General features: G+C 57.3%; 14 protein-coding genes. 6 read left to right on the top strand and 8 right to left on the bottom strand.

The window, feature by feature from the left end; translation table 11 throughout:
- The first annotated feature begins 35 nt into the window (after positions 1-35).
- Together FEM03_RS01605 and FEM03_RS01600 are read left to right on the top strand one after the other, a co-directional pair.
- Positions 36-653, top strand: a complete 618-nt coding sequence (locus FEM03_RS01605; protein WP_138084417.1) for a hypothetical protein — start codon at positions 36-38, stop codon at positions 651-653.
- The gene (locus FEM03_RS01600) at positions 650-925 is read left to right on the top strand and encodes a hypothetical protein (RefSeq protein WP_138084416.1); all 276 of its coding nucleotides are present in this window, start codon (positions 650-652) and stop codon (positions 923-925) included. Before FEM03_RS01605 ends, FEM03_RS01600 begins: the two co-directional genes overlap by 4 nt.
- Here FEM03_RS01600 and FEM03_RS01595 read toward each other — a convergent pair.
- The 4 genes from FEM03_RS01595 to FEM03_RS01580 all read right to left on the bottom strand — a co-directional run bounded on the left by FEM03_RS01595 (position 879) and on the right by FEM03_RS01580 (position 6,619).
- Entirely contained in the window at positions 879-2,603 is a 1,725-nt protein-coding gene (locus tag FEM03_RS01595) for an ABC-2 transporter permease (protein ID WP_138084415.1), read from the bottom strand. The two genes, FEM03_RS01600 and FEM03_RS01595, sit on opposite strands and share 47 nt — an antisense overlap.
- A complete protein-coding gene (locus FEM03_RS01590; protein WP_138084414.1) occupies positions 2,600-5,194 on the bottom strand; it encodes a hypothetical protein in 2,595 nt (864 codons plus the stop codon). Before FEM03_RS01590 ends, FEM03_RS01595 begins: the two co-directional genes overlap by 4 nt.
- A 92-nt stretch (positions 5,195-5,286) precedes the next feature.
- Positions 5,287-6,201, bottom strand: coding sequence for an ABC transporter ATP-binding protein (locus FEM03_RS01585; RefSeq protein WP_138084413.1), 915 nt, complete (start codon positions 6,199-6,201; stop codon positions 5,287-5,289).
- Between the two features lie 10 nt (positions 6,202-6,211).
- Positions 6,212-6,619 carry a GntR family transcriptional regulator gene (locus FEM03_RS01580; protein WP_138084412.1) on the bottom strand — a complete coding sequence of 136 codons (408 nt, stop codon included), beginning with the start codon at positions 6,617-6,619 and terminating at the stop codon, positions 6,212-6,214.
- A 610-nt stretch (positions 6,620-7,229) separates the two neighbouring features.
- Here FEM03_RS01580 and FEM03_RS01575 point away from each other — a divergent pair.
- On the top strand, positions 7,230-7,823 hold the full coding sequence (locus tag FEM03_RS01575; RefSeq protein ID WP_138084411.1) for a DNA-3-methyladenine glycosylase I: 594 nt from the start codon (positions 7,230-7,232) through the stop codon (positions 7,821-7,823).
- On the opposite strand, the gene FEM03_RS01570 is transcribed toward FEM03_RS01575, so the two are convergent.
- The 3 genes from FEM03_RS01570 to FEM03_RS01560 form a co-directional block, all read right to left on the bottom strand.
- Entirely contained in the window at positions 7,820-9,871 is a 2,052-nt protein-coding gene (locus tag FEM03_RS01570; protein WP_138084410.1) for a BamA/OMP85 family outer membrane protein, read from the bottom strand. The genes FEM03_RS01575 and FEM03_RS01570 overlap by 4 nt on opposite strands.
- Entirely contained in the window at positions 9,868-13,662 is a 3,795-nt protein-coding gene (locus FEM03_RS01565; protein WP_138084409.1) for a translocation/assembly module TamB domain-containing protein, read from the bottom strand. The genes FEM03_RS01570 and FEM03_RS01565 overlap by 4 nt, the downstream gene beginning before the upstream one ends.
- Before the next feature lie 205 nt (positions 13,663-13,867).
- Entirely contained in the window at positions 13,868-14,155 is a 288-nt protein-coding gene (locus FEM03_RS01560; RefSeq protein WP_138084408.1) for a DUF4404 family protein, read from the bottom strand.
- Between the two features lie 101 nt (positions 14,156-14,256).
- On the opposite strand from FEM03_RS01560, the gene FEM03_RS01555 reads away from it, so the two are divergent.
- Positions 14,257-14,679 (top strand): acyl-CoA thioesterase, encoded by a 423-nt coding sequence (locus FEM03_RS01555; protein ID WP_138084407.1) that lies wholly within the window; start codon positions 14,257-14,259, stop codon positions 14,677-14,679.
- Between the two features lie 175 nt (positions 14,680-14,854).
- Here the strand turns inward: FEM03_RS01555 and FEM03_RS01550 are convergent, their stop codons facing one another.
- Positions 14,855-16,285 (bottom strand): sugar transferase, encoded by a 1,431-nt coding sequence (locus tag FEM03_RS01550; protein WP_240772638.1) that lies wholly within the window; start codon positions 16,283-16,285, stop codon positions 14,855-14,857.
- 126 nt (positions 16,286-16,411) lie between these two features.
- On the opposite strand from FEM03_RS01550, the gene FEM03_RS01545 reads away from it, so the two are divergent.
- Together FEM03_RS01545 and FEM03_RS01540 are read left to right on the top strand one after the other, a co-directional pair.
- Complete coding sequence (locus FEM03_RS01545) at positions 16,412-17,116, top strand: type I 3-dehydroquinate dehydratase (RefSeq protein WP_138084405.1); 705 nt, start codon at positions 16,412-16,414, stop codon at positions 17,114-17,116.
- Positions 17,117-17,182: 66 nt separating this feature from the next.
- On the top strand, positions 17,183-18,235 hold the full coding sequence (locus tag FEM03_RS01540) for a D-alanyl-D-alanine carboxypeptidase family protein (protein WP_138084404.1): 1,053 nt from the start codon (positions 17,183-17,185) through the stop codon (positions 18,233-18,235).
- Positions 18,236-18,293 lie beyond the last annotated feature (58 nt).

Here is an 18,293-nt window from a genome sequence, read left to right as displayed (position 1 = left end):
CTTGGCAGCGGGTCGATTTCCTACTATGGTTCGGCATGGACGATTCGTCTCCCCGAGACCTGCCCCAACCGCCACTGTTGGAGAAGGGAGATCCATTGGCCCGGGCTTTATTGCTGGCGGCTTTGGTTTCGGAAAGATTCAGGTTGAAGGGATATGAACCGGTGGTGGTCGGCGGCTCGGCGATTGAGTTCTACACGGACGGTGCCTACATGTCGGGGGATATCGATATTTGCTGGGCTGGCGGGAAGAAGCCGACTCCGGTGGAACGGGCGGATGTGATGTCACGACAGCTGGGTGCCACGGGAGGAAGCCGGAGCTGGAAGGTGGGGAAAATGTTCGTGGATTTGCTGGGAGAATTGGAATCCCAGGCGGAAGAGAAAATGACAATGCTCGAGACGCCGCAGGGATCAATCCTGTTGCCCCCCGTGGAAGAGTTGCTGGTTGAACGGGTGTTTTCGGCCCGCATGTGGACCCCACCAAATGAAACAGATGAAAGGTGTCCCCGAACATTGATGGCGGCCTTGCTGTCTGGAGAATTGCAGGGCGATTGGAAGTTGGTGGAAAATTTGGCAATGTTGTCGGACTACGACTGTCTTGAGCAGGTGAGGGAGATGATGGATGACGTGATGAGAGAATTGGAGAAGCAGCCATGAACATCGAGATCGAGCCGGAGCGGGTCATCAAATGGGAGGATTGGCTGGCGGGACGCGAGAGGCGTCGCGCGATTAGCCGCAAGGTCGCCCCGTTGGGCGCCCGACGGCAGGAGAGCAGTTCGGACAAACGGCTGAGGGAGGCGTTTGATGGCGAGCGGGGACCGGATTTGTTGAGGGAACGCAGCGAGGGGAATGTAAATGAATGGAGCCTCCTCATGTCGGCTGCTACTTCGCTGAGGTTTCGACCAGCTGACGCATTTGATCAGCGGTGATTTCGAGATCGACAGTGCCGCGGTATTCGGGGAGCCAGATTTGGAGGCGAGCACGTTTCATCCAGCTTTCAAAGTTCAGGGGAGTTAGAGCAAAGCGAGCCTGGGGGACGGGCAAGAATACATCACAACGTTCGGTGACCTGCCAGATCCAATTGAAGATGAAGGACTGGTCAGAGGTTGCGACCACAGGTGTCGCGGAGTTTTCACGGGTGACAGGATCGTGAACTACCACCATAAAACTGGTAGGAATGCGGTAGTCCATCACTTCAAGCGGGGCAAAGCTTTGATGGGAGGTGAGGGCATCGAACCGGGAATGGATGCGTGCAGAAACCTCATATTCGAAGTGTGGTCGACTAACCACATTCAACTCCAACCTTGATCCCGGAAGAAGGGGCACGATTTGACGGTGGTGCTGAAAAGTTTCCAGGGACAGGTCAGCGACCTGGCGCAGGTTGTGAATGGCCAGTCTAAGTTTCCAAGGATATTGAAGAGCCGTTTCCAGATGGGGTGTTTTCTCCACAAGATCACGTCGAACACGATGGTTTGGGTTGAATTCTGACCACAAGAGGTCCGGGTCAGATTGACGTGCAATGGCACGAAGGTGATCCAGGTGAAGCCATTGAATCGTGCTCCAATTTTCCTGGCGATGACGATCGGGTTCATAATCGCGATAGTGAGAGTCCGGCGGCCAATGATCCCCGGGAATCATTGGAGCGAACGCGACAATAGAAGCGACTTCGTTTTGTCTTAATCCTGACAGGGACAAAGTTTGAAACAAGTTTTGGGTGGCGACGGTTGACGAAGGTTGAGGAAGTGTCGAGAGATTGGTGGATGGGTAATTCAATGATGGCGGTGAGAACCAGTCATGGGGCCAGAAGGTTTTGGTGAAGGGTTGTTGGCCGATGGCAAAGATGAAGAGCCAAAATGCAGGGGTTCGGCGGTGGGTGATGGATGAGATTGCCCAGGACATGAGCAGCGCGACGAGACCAACAATCGCGCTGACGATACCGCCGCACCAGAGGCGCATGGGAGGCAGGTTGGCGGAGCGTTGGATATATTGTGTCCCCTCGATCCACACCAGTGAGCCTAAGATGGCAAGAGTCATGAAGATTAGCAGTTGTCGGGGATTGGATGCGAGGCTGGTTATTGCAGCCGTGAAGCTGATAACCAGGGAGACGCTTAACACGATGGCGGCAATTCGCCCGGTCCATAGAGATGGGGTGTAGCCGAAATTTTTAGCGGCGTAAAAGTCAACCAGCAACCAAGGGAACAGGACGATCACTGCCAGTAAAAGTATCTTAGCCAGAAAGACGACACCGGGGCCGATTGGGCGTGTGCGAACCGTAGCATGGGAGTTCGAGGCACAGTCGGAGAAAATGCTCATGCATACCGTGGTGGCGGCGATTCCATGGGTAAGCAATTCCATCACCCAATTAGCGTTGAAGAAGCTGAACAGTGTGAGATGTTGCTGGTGTGGTTCAAGGTGGGTGAGCAACCGGAGTAGCAGCACAAACAGGAAAATGGTGGCAGGAAATCGCAGATGGAGGAAATCTTTGCGACACTGGTGAAAGAGTAGGTGGATGAACTTGCTTTGGCGGGGCATGCCATGTCCTGAAGGCAGGCCTTTATGGGATGCATCTGGCAAAGATGAAGGGAGTGATAGGGAAGAGGTCTTCATGGCTTAGCTTGGTTGAGCCGTTCCCATCGGCGTTCTGAGGGGAGATATTGGAATTCGGAGGCCCGCAAGTTCCGGAACTGGGGCACAAGGCTTTCGTATGAGCGCATGGACTTATCGAAGGGAAGGTTGATGAGACTGGCTAGTTCGGGAAGGAATTGATCGACTTGGTAGGACTCTATATAGGAACCGATCTCCGCACTCATGGAGGCAAAAAGTAGGGCGAGGTCGAGTGCGTCTGCGTTGCCTTGTCGGGCGGCAATGGAAAGTCGTGTGGGGGTGCTGTAGTCTTGTAAAACCGGTTTACTGGTGGCGAACAATTCGTTGGCCACGGTGTTAAGTTGGGGCAGGAGGGTAGATCTTTGCGCAAGTCCATCGAATAGTTTGATGTTGGGGTGCTGTCGAATTTCTTCAACAAGCCGTCGATCCACCGCCGGGTCATTCCAAGAGAGCATGAGGTCGGTTAGGCTTGGGTCGAGTCGGCGTTTGGTCTTTACCAGTTCTGGAGCGAGTCGACTTGTGTTGTCCAGCCAAGGGGTGGATTTGATCGTTTCAATCCACTCGGGCTGGTCTGGGATTCTGTTGATCAGCCATTCCGCACGCTTTTGGTCGAGATGCTTGCCAATGAGGCCGGAGATACGAGCCTTTTCCAGCGCGCTTTTTGGGAGATCAAGGAGCACTTCAAGATGGTTTTGTGCGATGGGTCCAAGTGCTTGAAGGTAAGCTGGTCTGCTGTTCTTTCGGCTGATCGCGTTGACTGTCGAAGCGCGAATGAGCAGTTCCGCCAGATAGGTGCTGACTTCTTCTCTAGATGAGTGCGCGGAGGGTATCCTAAGTGCGGCGGTTTGCTGTTTGAAGGATTCGAGCTCCCGATCTGCATAAAGCCTGGAAGATGGGAAAACGAACTCCTGCTTACTGAGTCTCTGGTTCGAATCCATATGCTGTTTCGGAATGAGTTCCGGCGATTCCCATTGCCACAAGGTGGAGCCAAGGAAGTCACGGCGGACAACCTGAAGGCGAAGCCGCTCTGGGTCGGCGCTGGCAGGCGATCCGTCTTTGTAGTTGAGAATGTTTTTCCAGGAAAAGGTGACGATTTTTTTCTGCCAATGAGTGAGAGCAGCACGTGTGGGCTGAGGAACGCTTTCGCTCGGCTGTGTCCATGCAATGCGCCGATCAGGGGAATAGAGCACGATTTTTTGCGGTGGGGAAAGGCCTTCAAAACCAGGGAGGGCAGGAACATTTGCTGGGTTCCATGCGTGGTGCAGGGTAATGCTTACTGATCCTGTCTCGGGTTTGCCCTGTGCGTCATGATTGAGGTGAACACGGAGGATTTTCCAGTGATGGTCGTTTGTCCCGCCATCGGATGAGTTAGCAAGTGGGATATCGAGGATTTTCTGCCATTCATACCAATCGAGTTGCCACTTGCCAACGATGGTCAGTGGGTGGTTGAGATCGGGCAGGGGCTCGCTCAATTGTCCAGCAATCAGCGCACCGGTATCATTGCCAAAGCGTTTCTGTGATTCGGTAAGCAGTGTTCCGGGCGGGAAAAGGGAGGCCAAGGCACGGTCCGATTTCCCATTTTCAGGGAACAGGATAAGGGTATCGATCCAGGAGGCGCGCAGATAGCTGGGAAGATTGATGGCGAGAGGTTTTCCAGATTGCTGCGCATTTAATGATAGGTTGGCGCTGGAAATTTGAACGTTGGAAGGCAGCTTTTGGAAGTCAGGCGTCAGTCTGGGCCACAAGACACTTTGTCCCTCTTGTCGTCCAAATTTGAAGACAACGTTTTCCTCAGGGATGGTCGGCTGGATTGATGCGGCCAAAACGGGTAGGAGATCATTCGCAACGGGTTGGCTGCCGCGTGGTGACAGCGGCCATGCGACGGCCAGCGCAAGCAGGCCCAGGGTTAGCAGACTCGTAAGGCCCAACCGGAACGGGAGTCGGAGAGATGGCCATTTTTTCCATTGGCTGAGCATGATGGACAGCACGCAAAATATCGCAATGGTAGAAAGGATGCCGGCATTGTGAAGGAGTAAGCGGGCATTGACCACTCTTGAAGTGCTGAGCACGACGGAATCTGCGATCATCAATCCCACCCAACAGACGAAAGCGATGACGCCGAGGGCCAAGACGCCTTCTCGCTGTTTCCAAAGCGCACTGAAAGGCAGCAGCCACGTGAAAAGCGCCAGCGCAACCAATGCTTGTTCGACTGTGCTTCCGAGAGTCTCTTGCGAAGGGCGATTTGAACCAACGAGATATAGAGCTTCAACGATGGTGAGGGGCAGTATGTAGAGGAGCAGGACGAGGAAGCGGGCAAACCAGTAACAATAAGGATGTATAGGGCGTGTGGCCAAGAATCGATTGGGGTTGGCTGGACTGTCTTCGGGTGCATGGGCGGCTCCGAGCCAGAAGACCAAGCCCCATGTCAAAATTGGTAGCGAAGTGGTCCACCAGGCCTCTCTGGTGTTTTCTTGGAGTGGGGCGAACCATTCCAAATTGAGCATGAGATCGAGTAAAACAAGTGCAAGCCATGACAGCCACAAAGGAAGATGATAGCGGGCTTCTTTGCGGAAGTGGTTGAGGGTGAGGGACATCAAAGGTTGATGGTTGAAAGTTGATGGTTGATCAGCGTCAGAGGGTAGAAGATGTCAGGGGTCTGATCTTGTGTCGTGTATCTTGAATCTTCTTATCTTGTATCTTGAAGCCGATAAGCTCTCGCCAGAGCGATGAAAATTTCGCGCAGGGTCATGGGGGTAGTTTGGTGAGTGAGGGCGGTGGATAGGTGGGATTGGATTTGACGGGCGAGGGTGGGTTCGTCGATGAACTGGCTTTCGACGAAGCGCAGGGTGCGGGCGGCTTGTTCGGGATGAAGCCAGGTGGTCGGAAGTTGTGCAGGAGGTTTGGTGGTGTCTGTGAGGTGGATTTCGACGGCACGAAAGCGCGATTGGAGGCTGTCGTTGGTTTCATCGAGGGCGAGTTTTCCGCGGTTGATGATGGCGATGCGGTCGGCGAGGCGCTGGACTTCTTCGATGTCGTGGGAGGAGATGAGAACGGTCCAGCCTTCCTGCTCGGTAAGTTCGAGGAGGCCGCGGATAAATTCGTCCCGGACCAGTGGATCAAGCCCGCTAAAGGGTTCGTCGAGGATGACGAGTTTGGGTCGGTAGGCAAGGCTGCTGAGCAGGGCGGCTTTCATGCGCATGCCGCGGGACAGGTCGCGAAGTTTGGTCCTTAGAGGAAGGTCGAACTGGGTGAGGAGTTTGGCTTCGAACTCACGGTCCCATTGAGGGTAGAGAGGGCGGCAGTAGGCGAGGAATTGGTCGACGGTCATCCACAGAGGGAGTTCCATGCTTTCGGAGACGTATCCGAGTTGGGTGAACTGGGCGGGGCCGAGCTTTTTCGAGTCGCAACCGAGCACGGTGGCTGAACCGGAGTCGGGTCGGTGCAGATTGAGCAGGCACTTCAAGGTGGTGGTCTTGCCGGCACCGTTGGGTCCGAGCAGGGCGGTGACCTGGCCTTCGGGGACTTGCAGGCTGAGGCCGGAAACGGCTTCGGTTTTGCGGAAGCGTTTGTGGAGGTCGGCGAGTTCGATGAGGAAGCTCATGGTGAAGATTTCAAGGTTGAGATTTTTTGGCGTCGAGAAGTTCACGGGCGGGGGTGCGGGTGTCGCGCAGGGCGGCGAGGACGTCGTCGAAGCTGAGGCCGAGCTCGGCCGCTTCAGAGAGAAGGCGCTCACAGGTCGGAGCAAGCTGCGCGAGTTTGTCGGAGAGCGATGGTTCGACCGGGGCGGTGACGACCATGCCGATGCCAGGTCGGGAGGCGAGCAGGCCGCTGTCTTTCAGAGCGAGCACGACCTTGTGGGCAGTGGTGGGGCTGATGCGCAGTTCCTGACTGAGGGCGCGGACGGAGGGAAACTCGTCACCGGCACAGAGTTGGCCGGTGAGCATCGCCTTGCGCACGGCTTGAAGGATCTGGTCGGAGACCGGAATTCCTTCTTGAAGCTGGAGGGTGAAAGGCAGCATAGTTCGCTTGGTGTGTTTACCGTAACAGTAAGGCTGGTACAGTAGCAACCATTATTTTTATTATCTTGAATGGGCCCTCCAATCGCCTTGTCCAAACTGGAGAATTGCACCAAGGCCACAGCGATAAGTGCTTTCGATCTGCCAAATCGCAAAAATCGTGCAAATTGCGTGCGTCAAGATGGCCATTCGTGCAAAGTGCAATGCGATAGCGCCCAATCATTGCAAACTGCACGAATTCAATGCTGCGGAGTCACGACTCCGATTAGCGCAGTTGTTCAGTATCAATCGGTTATGCAGTTTTCGCTAATAGGCATGGGTCTTGCAATAGATGGGGATTATGAATTTCCCCCAGATCGGCATTCTCTCCTTGCATCCAGCGGCGGACGAACCCCCGCCCAGCGTGTCGTTCCTGTGATTTGTGCAAGGAACTTGATCGTGCTGACTGCCACTCGCGAATCATCCAATTTCCCCCTCAGGACCCCCGAAAACCATAACCCATAACCCAAGCAGCCACCCAACCCCCGAAATCCCCGCCAAATCCCCAACACCCGATCACGCACGCCAGATCCGCTGGCGTGCGTGTCTGTTTGCGGATAGGATGCAGGGTCGTATGCCAGAACTGATCCGCTGTCCGTGGGCCCAATCCACCGAGATCTACCATCGCTACCATGACGAGGAATGGGGCGTTCCTGTCTATGACGATCGCGACCTGTTCGAAAAACTGATCCTTGATGGTGCCCAGGCCGGGCTGAGCTGGCTGACCATCCTCAACAAGCGGGAAGGTTATCGCAGGGCTTTTGATGAATTCGACCCCTCCAAGATGGCCCGATACGGTCCCCAAAAAATACAAGCCCTTCTCGCTGATCCCGGCATCGTCCGCAACCGGCTCAAAATTGCTGCTGCGGTCACCAATGCCCAGGCTTATCTAAATCTGCAAAGTGAACTTGGCAGCTTCAGCACTTATCTCTGGCACTTTGTCGGTGGCCAAACCGTTCAAAATGCATGGACCGAACTCAGCCAAGTTCCCACCTCCACGGCGGAAAGCGATGCGATGAGTGCCGACCTCAAAAAACGCGGTTTCAAATTCGTCGGCACCACCATTTGCTACGCGTTCATGCAAGCAGTGGGCATGGTCAATGATCACCTCGTCTCCTGTCCCCGACACCGCGCCGTCCAACACATCAACCCGTCCCAGCCCATCTAAAAAGGGAATCCGAAAGTGATGTGCAAGGCCCCCATCGGATCTCCCTCCTTGCGATCCGGATTGAACCCATAGTCCACCCGCAGCGGACCGATCGGCAGTTTATAGCGAACTCCCGCACCCACTGCATAACTAAACTCTCCGCCGCTGGTGAAGATGTTGTCCTCCACGCGGCTTAAACTTCCGGCATCCGCAAACACCGCCAGCTCAAGGTTGGCCGCCACCGCATAAGACAACTCCACGTTGAACACCTGACTCAAGGTTCCCCCCAATGGCGTGCCCGCCGCCGACTTCGCACCCATCTCCCTCTCCGGAAAACTACGCACGCTGTTCGCGCCCCCATTGAACAAACGCAGATCGATCGGCAGTTCGTCCAACCCGTTGTCACTCTGCATGGCCGTTGTTCGGGCATGAGCCGCCATGCGAATTTTTTTGCTGATCGGCTGGTAAACCGAAAACAGCAGATCGCTGCGCAAATAGCTCACTTCGCCACCGAAGGTATCCAGTCCGGCCTCCACCGTAAAACTGCTCATCCAGCCCCGTGTCGGCAGCACCGCGCTGTCGCGAAAATCCGCCACCAAGGTCGTCCCCACGTTGAACACCCGGTAGTCCAGTTCGCCCAGCAGCGGCAAATCTTCAGGGATATCTGACTCCACATTGTTCACCGAATACTCCGCGAAAAGACTTGAGCTCAACTGTTTGTTCCACTGCCGTCCCAACGCCGTCCTCAAGCTCAAGGTGCGCCGGTCATAATCAAAAATCGTGAACGTCTGCGCCTCCAGTTCCGCTTCCAATGTGTTGGCCGAATTGAGAATTGCCGGGTCCAGCCAGAGCAGACCCCCGTTAAAGCCACGCCCCGTTCCCTCCGCCTTGATCCGCAAGGTGTCACCCCAGTCAAAAATGTTCACGTGTCTCGCTTCCACCCCCGCCACCGGACCCAAAAACGTCTCATAACCCGCATAAGCAGACAAAGTGATCCGCTTCGCTTCATCTCCCGTCAGAACGAGCCGCACCGAATCGTGTCCCAACTGCTCCGGGGTCACCTCCAAACGCCCAAAAACTTCTGTGTCCAACAGCCGCCGATGCAGCAACTCCATGTCCGTCGGCGCATACACCCTGCCCAAAGCGCGACGATAACTCGCATTGATCAGGCGCTGCGCCCCTTTGGAAAAATCGGGGGAAACCTGCACTTCCGCCACTCTGAAAACGGGTCCAGGAACCACCAGAAAACTCACCGGCACCGTCCCCTTCGATGCCTTCGCCACCTCTGCCTCCGCCGTGACGACCACCCCAAAATGCCCGATCTGCGAATACACGTCAGAGATGGACGCCCGGGCCGACTCCACCTTCACCTCGCTGAACGGCTGCCCGGCCAGGCCCTCAATGATCTCCCGCTCCCGCTCGGCATGCTTCGGCAAGCCTCCTTGAATCCGCGTCGCTCCCACCACGAACCGCTGTCCCTGAGTCACCGTCAGATGCACCGCCACTTCGCCGGTTTCCTTGTCGGTGTTGAACTTGGGTTCCGCGATCACCGCCTCCAGATATCCCTGAGCCTGCAAGTAGCGTTTTACCAAGCCCACCCCCGACTCCACATCCGCCTGAACAAAGGGAGGATGATCATCTTTTCTGCCCAACTTCTCATGCGTCGGACGCAACAAATAGGGCGTCAACTCCTCCGTGGGCACTGTCAATTCCCCGTCATAAGTGACCTCGCCCACCACGAAAGTTTTCCCCTCACTCACCGCCAGCCGCATCTCAGCACCTTCAATGGACCAATCCACCTGCGCCTCAGGAAATCCCAACTCCAAATAACGTTGCAACACAAAAAACGCCATGTCATCCGCCAGTGGTGGCGTCACGACCCGGTCCTCCGTCAACGCAATCTGTTCCGTCACCACCGCCTTCACATCATCCACCTGCGCCTTGCTCACCCCATCAAGCTGCACCACCAGACCCCGATGATCAATGCGCAAGGCCTCCTCTGCCCGACCGCCTGTCATCAGCGCCCAGCCCGTCAAGAAACCCAACAACAACAGTCCTCTTATCTTCATCGGAAACGCACCAAGTAATACAACAGCCCGCGGAAACTCCCGCTCTCGGAAATGGTTCCGACCGCCTGAAACATTGGCGACAACTCATAAGTCGCCGACACATTGCGCTGCGAACCACCCGTGCTCAGCGGTGAAAAATTGAAACTCAGTTTTGGCGGTTCCTCGTCATAACGACGCGGTGCCCCTTTGCGAAACAGCTTGCGATACGTCTGGCTGATCAGCAAGAACGCCGCGCGATTGGCCGCCACACCTTCCGAAGACCGCAGATCCCCTTCCGTCGCCCCCGTCGCCAGCAACGTGGCAATCGCCCCCTCGGACAATGGTGGACTCGACGTGAACCGCACCTTCGGAGCCAGCGCCGAACCATACGCAAACAACGTCACCTGGTAATTGTTCACGAACGAATCGCCTTGCAAATCCAATTGCGGATCAAACGGATTGTCCTTGTTGAACACCACCTCGCCGCGGGTGATGGTCAGGCGGCTGAACGGCAGCTGCAACCGCGCCCCCTGCAGCGAAACCCGGCCATCCAACTCCGGTGCCGCGCCCGTTCCCTTCGCCGTCACTTGCACCACCACGCCTCCATTCAGCACGTTTCCTAAAAGACGGATCGGATCACGCGTGCGCACCTCCACATCAAAAATCCAGTCCTTCAACATTGGCGGCAATTCCAATTTCCTCGTGCTTCTCGTCACCACGGGTGGCGGCGGCGGCAGCTGATTCGGCAACGACAGTGGCAAAAATTCGATCTCCTTGAACACCCGTCCGCGCACCAACTCCAGCCGGCCCGCCAGCGTCGCTTTGCTCAAACTTCCTATGCACGTCAGGTTGCCATCGGTGCGTAAACTCATCGTCTGATCGCGCATCAACAACGCCTCCTTCGCCTCCAGCCGCAAATCCATCGCCGGGTCCGTCGGCTTGGTCAGATCCACCTGACCGCTCATGCGCATCTCGCCTCCCGCAACCGCCGCTGACACATCTTCCAACTTCACCAGCATCTGATCAAACCCCAGATGAACCTTGATGTCCTTCATGTTCATCGCCAGTCCATCCACTGCCGCCGCCGACACATCCACTCGCAATTGCCCCGCCCACTTCGGCTGACGCACCACTCCCCCAAGCTTCACATCGGCCATCACCGTCCCATCGAAGGTCGTCAAAATGGGGGCAAACTTGCGCACGATCGCCAGATCCGAGCTCGGCAACACCACGCTTCCCTCCAGAGGTGCCTCCATCAGCGACGTCGGATTTTTGGCCACCGTCTCTACATCCAGCGGCAACCTCGCCTCCACCCGCAGCTTCTTCAAGGGCTGCTGACCCACCTCCGTCACCACCGCCAGGCGGCCCTCCTCCAGTGCCGCCTGCAACGTCAACGCTGCCGGCTCAAGCTTGCCTCCCAACGCCGCCGCCTCCACCCCGGTCAACGCGATGTCCAGCTTCGCCACCGGTTTCGCCGCCGTGCCTGTCACTTTCAAATTCCCATCTACCTGACCCCGCACCGGCGCTTCCATTCCAATCACATCCATCAACTCCCCTACATTCAGCTTGTCCATTTCCACCTCCGCCTGAATTTCCTTCGTAAAATCCAGTGGCAATGCCGGACGCGGCTGCGCATTGAGCACCAGCGGCACCTCCGCCGTCACCTGCAACAACCGCAACTCCCCCGAAAACAAACTCAGCCCCGGAATGCTCAGCATCTCCGGCGAAAGCTTCGCCGATCCGCTCGCCCGCCACGGTCCCGCGCTCGCCTCCAGCTTGGTCAACTCCGCATTCATCCCCGCATGACTCCCCTCCAGATCCAACGCCAGCACTTCTTCGCGACCCTCCATCTGCACCCCGCTCAACTGCACCCGACCCCCACCAGCCAGCTCTTTGCGATCCAACGTCCCGCTCGCCTTCCAGTCCACCATCAGTGAACCCGACTTCACCATCGGCACTTTCCCCATCGCGAGCCACGGACCCAACAACGCCAACTCCGGCAATTCGCCCTTCACCACCACATCAAAAGGCCCCTTCATGTCCAGCGCCGCCCCGCCCTGAATCGACAGCGCATTCTTCCCGTCCATATCGAGCCGCAACTGCGTCACGTTCAGGCGTCCCTCCTCGCAAGTCGCCTGCAACACCAATCCCTGCGCCATCCCCTCTTTCCACTGCACGTCGTCCACCTTCAAATCCGCTTCCGCCACCAATCCCGACCAGTCACGCGCCTTGATCTGCGGCAGCGCAAATGCCGCCTTCCCTGCCAGATTCACCCCGGCAGTCAACGGTCCGCCCAACTTCTCCCGGGTCGCTTCCGGCAAAAATCGCTGTGCCTCCGGCAGTGCCGCTTTCCAACTCAACTCCACCTTCTGCTCACCCGCGAGTTGCATGGTCCCTTGTGCCACGATCTCATGCTGCGCATCCCACCACAGTCGCAAGCTCCTCAACGTCAGGAGCTCACCATTGGTGCTCACCTCCGCCCGCAACGATGACGCCGGCACTCCCGGCAACATCAACGGACTCACCTGCAAAACTCCATCCGCCCCCCCAAGCCGACCTTCTTTCCATATCACTGTCCCCTCGCCCACCGCGCTCCCACCGATGCCCGACCCCGGCCGGAAACTCGCCAGATCCGGCGCAGAAATTCGCCAGTTCAAATCCGCCAGGGTCTGTTTCATCTGCGTCCATTTCGCCGGAAACTCAGCCGATCCATCCACCCCAGCCAGATTCCCCATCATCGACACCAGCAGATCTTCAATCTTCAAAGCCCCCTCCTGCGAATCCGCCTTCAGCAACACCTGCTCGATCTTCTGCCCCCCGAACTGCATTGCTTGTCCTTCCAACGCCAGCTTGAAATCCAAAGACTGAGGCTCTGCGGGAAAACCGCGCACCTCCAGCGCCCCATGCTCCACCCGCCAGTGCTGATTCTTCGGCATCGGCGTCCACGCCGCCACATCCAGCTCACTGATTCCCCGCAGCGCCAACGCGATATCGAGTCCAAACTTCGTGCCCAATCCCGTCAAACTTCCCGAAGCTGCCAACCTTCCCTCACCCGACTGAATATCCAACACCAGAGGCAGACGCCCCGATGCCAGCTCCTTCAGATCCGCCACCAGCGTCTCCACCCTCACCCCTGGCTTCAATGCCAATTCCTTCAAAATGATCGCCCGACCCGCCACTCCTGTTGTCCCCGCCACATCATGCAAATGCAGTCTCGCCGATGGCGCCACCAACTCCTCGATCAGCAGTTCTCCGACCACTCCCTCCTCCAGCAACAAGGTCAGTCCGCGCACCAGAATCTCGCCGCCATCGGTCTGAATCCGCGCATTCACCGCACGCAAATCGAGCCGGCCCACCCACAAGTCCGGAAGCCCACCCTTCTTCGCATCCCCCTCTTTCTTCATCTTCGGCTCCTTGGCTTTTCCGCCCCGCAAATCCATCACGATGTCCGCGTCGTGAAGCGAAATTTCACGCACCACACTCGCCAAGCCCTCACGCCAAAAAGCAGGCAAATCATACGAAAGCGCCAGATGCCGCCACTCGATGCTGCGCACCGGCCCCTTATCCCCACTCACCTTCAATCCTTCCAATCCCAGCCCGGAAACCACCGAACCTTTCACCGCCCATTCCAGATTCAGCCCCGCCTTGCCCGCGAAATAACGTCCCGCCTTGTCGATCGTCAAACGCAGCAACGGCTGATGGAAAGCCACCAGCAAAAGCAATAGGGCCAACACGAAGAGGGCACCAAACTTCAGCCCAAGCCACAGGCAGGACTTTTTGGATTTTTTCTTGGGAGGGGGTTCCGAACTCATCACACCAAGCAGGTCACAGACCGCACCCGGCCTGAATTGTTGTAGATGAATCGCGCCTCAGCCGGATTTGCGGCAAAAAACTTTGCCTAATCGCCCGGTCGCGGACCGAAACATCCAAACGCCCCTCGCCTCGTCTCAACATTGCCAATCTGCAATCAAATAGAGGCAAAAAATCCGAAACCGGTCAGGATCCCACCCGCGTCCTCTAAATTCCCATGTTCGCCAGCACCGTCGCCACGCGATTCACCGCCGCCGCCGCATCCGGGTGAGACGCCTCCAGCTCCTCAATTGACTGCTTCAACTGATCCAGCACCGAGACTTCTTCCTCTGCCCCTTCTTCAGCGTTGGTCACGCCGCCTTCCGCGTTGGTTGCTGCGCCCGTTTCCGCCTCGGCAGCCTGCACCAAACGCAACAACTCCGCTTTGGTGGATTCGGGGAGATTGTCCGTTTCATCAAGAACACGACGAAGCTGGGCGAGATGTTGGCCGATCATATTCGTCAACTATAACCACATCCCCCTGCCTCGGGTAGTAAAATCCACGACCTTCATCCCAGTTGACTTGCGCGCCCTCACATCCCGCGCATTCTCACTTCATGACCGACGCCCCAACCATCGAAACGCAAGAAGAAGTGATGTTTTTTGACACCGATTGCGGGGCCGTCGTGCACAATATTGCCTATCTGCGAATGATCGAAACCGCCCGCACCCGATTGGCCGCCAAGCTCGGCATGAGTCTTCGCGAAATGTCCGAAACGCAGCTCTTCCCCGTCGTGCTGCGCACCGAAATTGACTATCGCAAACCCGCGAAACTTGCGGACCACCTCATCATTCGCGGTCGTCTTCAATCCGTTGAACGCGTGCGCTTCTGGTGTGCCTTTGAGATCCATCGCGCTGAAGATGAAGTCCTTCTCGTGACCTGCCGACAGTCCCTCGCCCTTGTCCAAATGCCCCAAGGCAAACCCATGCGTCTTCCAGCGGATTGGTTCGAAAAATATGCGCATCTCTCTGCTGTCTGAAAATTCGTCCTCGTCCTCGTTCTCCTACTCGTCCTCGAAATCCACCCATTGCAGGAACTAAACATCACCCGATAACGAGCAAAAGGTGCGCTGGGGTCGGTTGGAAACGGCTGGTGATTTCTTCACCCTGCGTGTCGAGGACGAATTCGAGCTCGAGTAGGAGGACGAGGACGACTCAGTGTGCTCCTCCACCACGCAACACTGCCGGCAGCGTCCGGAACAAAATCTTCACATCCAGCCACAGCGACCAATCGTCGATATACCTCAAGTCCAGCGCCACCCAATCTTCAAAATTTTTGATCTTGTTCCTCCCCGACACCTGCCACAAACAGGTCAATCCCGGCTTCATGCTCAGGCGCCGCCGCTGACTGTGCTTCTCAATGCGCTGGATTTCATACGTCGGAAGTGGTCGCGGACCCACCAGGCTCATCTCTCCCCTCAGCACGTTCACCAATTGCGGCAGTTCGTCGATGCTCAGTCGACGCAACCAGCGGCCAAATTTAAATATCCGCGGATCGTTCTCCACTTTGAAAACCGGGCCGGACATCTGATTTTTGGCGGCCAGCTCCTCTTGTTTTGCCTGAGCTCCATCTTCCATGGTGCGAAACTTCAGCATCTTGAACGACCGCCCGTGACGCCCTGCCCTTTCCTGCACAAAAAACACCGGACCCGGCGAACTCACCTTGATCCCTATCATCGCCACCAGCCACAAAGGCAGACTCAGCACCAAAAGCGACAGCGCTCCAAGCCGGTCGATGACATCCTTCAACCACAATTCCCAAGAAATCGTCGGCGTGCTCCGAAACACCAGCATCAAGCGTCCACCCAACATGTCGAACCCTGGTCTCGCCAGCGAGGTCTGGAAGAAATCCGCTCCCAGCCACGCCTCCACCCCCTCCACTTCACAGGCCTGCACTGCCGCCTCGATCTTGTGAAAATGCGCATGTCGCACCGTGAACACGACCCGCGAAACCGCTTTGTCATGAAGCAACTTCACCAACTCCTCCACCGGTTCGTTCATCACATCAAACATGCCCACCACCTCCATCTCCGCCCTTTGCTCCGCAGGCATCGTCTCCAGCATCTCAGCAATGTCATCCACGTGCCCGGCCACCACCACCCGCTCCTTGTCCGCATAACCATGCACAATCCGCCAGTGCAACACCAGTTGCGCCAGCCGGATGCGGGTCAGCAAAAACACCACCCCAAGAGCCAGCCCAATCAACATCGCCGCACGGCTTTGCGCCCGCCAATGCAAAATCACCTCGCAAAACGCCACCATCAATCCCACCAGCGTGCAAGCCTGGGCCATCTGCCTCACAAAATCCCACCACCGCTTGCCCAGCACATTCCGATAATACCCCTGCTGCTCCAGCATCAACGGCAGGAAAGGGCACACCACCGCCAGCAACCAGAAAGACTCGCTGAACGGCGGAATCTCCACCATTTCCGGCCAGATCCACCTCGCCACATCACCCCGCAACCAATGTCCCACCAACAGTCCTACAAACAGCAGGATCGCATCGCTGATCTGCTGCAACTGAAGGTTAAACTCCTGGCGGCGACCAAGCATCGTTTGCTGGGGGGTTGTAAATAGAGATGCCATGGTCAGAGAGCCCTTGACGGAGCGTCCAGAGCCATCGACAACCCAATGACGGTCATCCTGTTAGAATTAATTCTCGGCATCGTCGAGCGGGGGCTGTTCAGCAGCACTAATTGAACAAAATTATCCATGCCACAACTTGTTTCCTCCAAGAACCTCTTGTTCAGCAACCAGCCACTCGTTGTCGGCGTCATCAACACCCGTCAGCTCCTGGAGGAATTTGCCAAAACAGCCGATCCACATAAAAGCTGCGACCTGCTCGAACTGCGCCTCGATACGCTGAACCTCGCCCCCGAAGAACTTCGACCGCTCGCCGCCCGGCTGCCGCTTCCCCTCCTGCTCACCGCCCGCCATCCCGAGGAAGGCGGCGACCACCACCTCAGCGCCGATCAACGTCGCGAAATGCTGCATTCCTGCCTCGACCTCGCCACCCTCATCGACATCGAACTGCGCAGCGCCATCGACATGCAAGACCTCATCCGCGACGCCCAAACCCGTGGCGTCGGCGTCATCGGTTCGTTTCACGATTTCCCCTCCCCCCCCGCCGATGAAGTCCTGCAAGGCTCCATCGACTTCGCCCTGCAATTCAAGTTCGACGCCGTTAAAATTGCCACCACCCTGCAATCCCCGGCCGATCTCGCGCGCCTCATCCAGCTCCTCCCCAACGCCACCCGTCGACCCCTCTGCCTGATGGGCATGGGCGGCCTCGGCCCCCTCTCCAGGCTCACCCTCGGACGCTGCGGAAGCCTGCTCAATTACGGCTTCCTCGGAGCACCCAATGCCCCCGGACAGCTCTCCGCGCCCCGCCTCAGAGAATGGTTAAACGAGATTTAGGGTTGAGCCATCGTCCTGAAAGGTCGAAACTCTCCCCACAAGCCCGCCACATTTCTTTTCCCTCCGATGCCCATTGCCACCCACAAGACTCTCGCTCTCACGCTAATCCTCGCTCTCAACACCCTGCTGCCGGGTTGCGAAGATGCCGGCAAGGTCAATCTCGCCGTCGATGCCCTCAAAGAGCGCGAGAATCAAGCCGTCGCCCGCGAGACTTCCACCCAGGAACGCGAACTCGAACTCGTCGCCCGCGAACGCAAACTGGCCGAAGAAACCGCCAGCCTCGCCGCCCAAAAAGCCGAACTCGAACTGCTCCGCGTCAAACTTCAGGAGGAGATCGCCAAGACCGAAGAACTGCAGAAGACCCTCGCCCTGCGGGCCAAACGGGGCCCTGCCCCCACCGTTTCCGCCCAGCGCGTGCTCATCATCGACCCGGCCACCGACGAAATCCTGCACGAGAAAAACGCCGACCTGCGCGGCCAGGTGGCCAGCACCCAAAAGCTCCTCACCGCCCTCATCCTGGTCGAGGAAGGCAATCTCGACCAGATTGTCACCATCGAAAAACGCGACACCGACGCCGCCCCCACCAAATTCGGTCTCAAAGTCGGCGAACAGTTCACCCGCCGCCAGCTCCTCACCGCCCTGCTCGTGCGCAGCTTCAACGACATCGCCGAAGCCCTCGCCCGCGACAACGCCGGTAGTGTCGCGGCATTTCGTGAAAAAATGAACCAACGCGCCGCCGAACTTGGCATGAACAACAGCCACTTTGCCAACCCCCACGGCCTGCCCGACGAATCCCAATATTCCACCGCCCGCGACATGGCCGTCGTCGCCAAAGCCGCCGACACCTGGCCCGTCATTCGCGAAATGGTGCGCAACAAAACCTTCGATTTCAAAAGAAGCGACGGCACCGTCACCACCCTCACCAACACCAACCGCGTGATGCGCAGTTACCCGCCCTGCGACGGGATGAAAACCGGCTACACCAACGCCGCCGGGTTTTGCCTCATTTCCAGTGGCGAACTCAACGGCCGCCGCCGCATCGTGGTGGTCCTCAACGGCCAGTCGCGCAGCGTTTGGACCGACTCCCAGGCCCTGCTCGAATGGAGCCTCAAGGGTTGAGTGGATAAAAATAGAGCGCTGGATCGGATGCGAATCTCCTTCAGTAGGCATCCCTGCC

It is taken from the genome of Phragmitibacter flavus (assembly GCF_005780165.1).
GTDB classification, from domain to species: Bacteria; Verrucomicrobiota; Verrucomicrobiia; order Verrucomicrobiales; family Verrucomicrobiaceae; genus Phragmitibacter; species Phragmitibacter flavus.
This window is presented reverse-complemented; position numbering and strand designations above follow the sequence as displayed.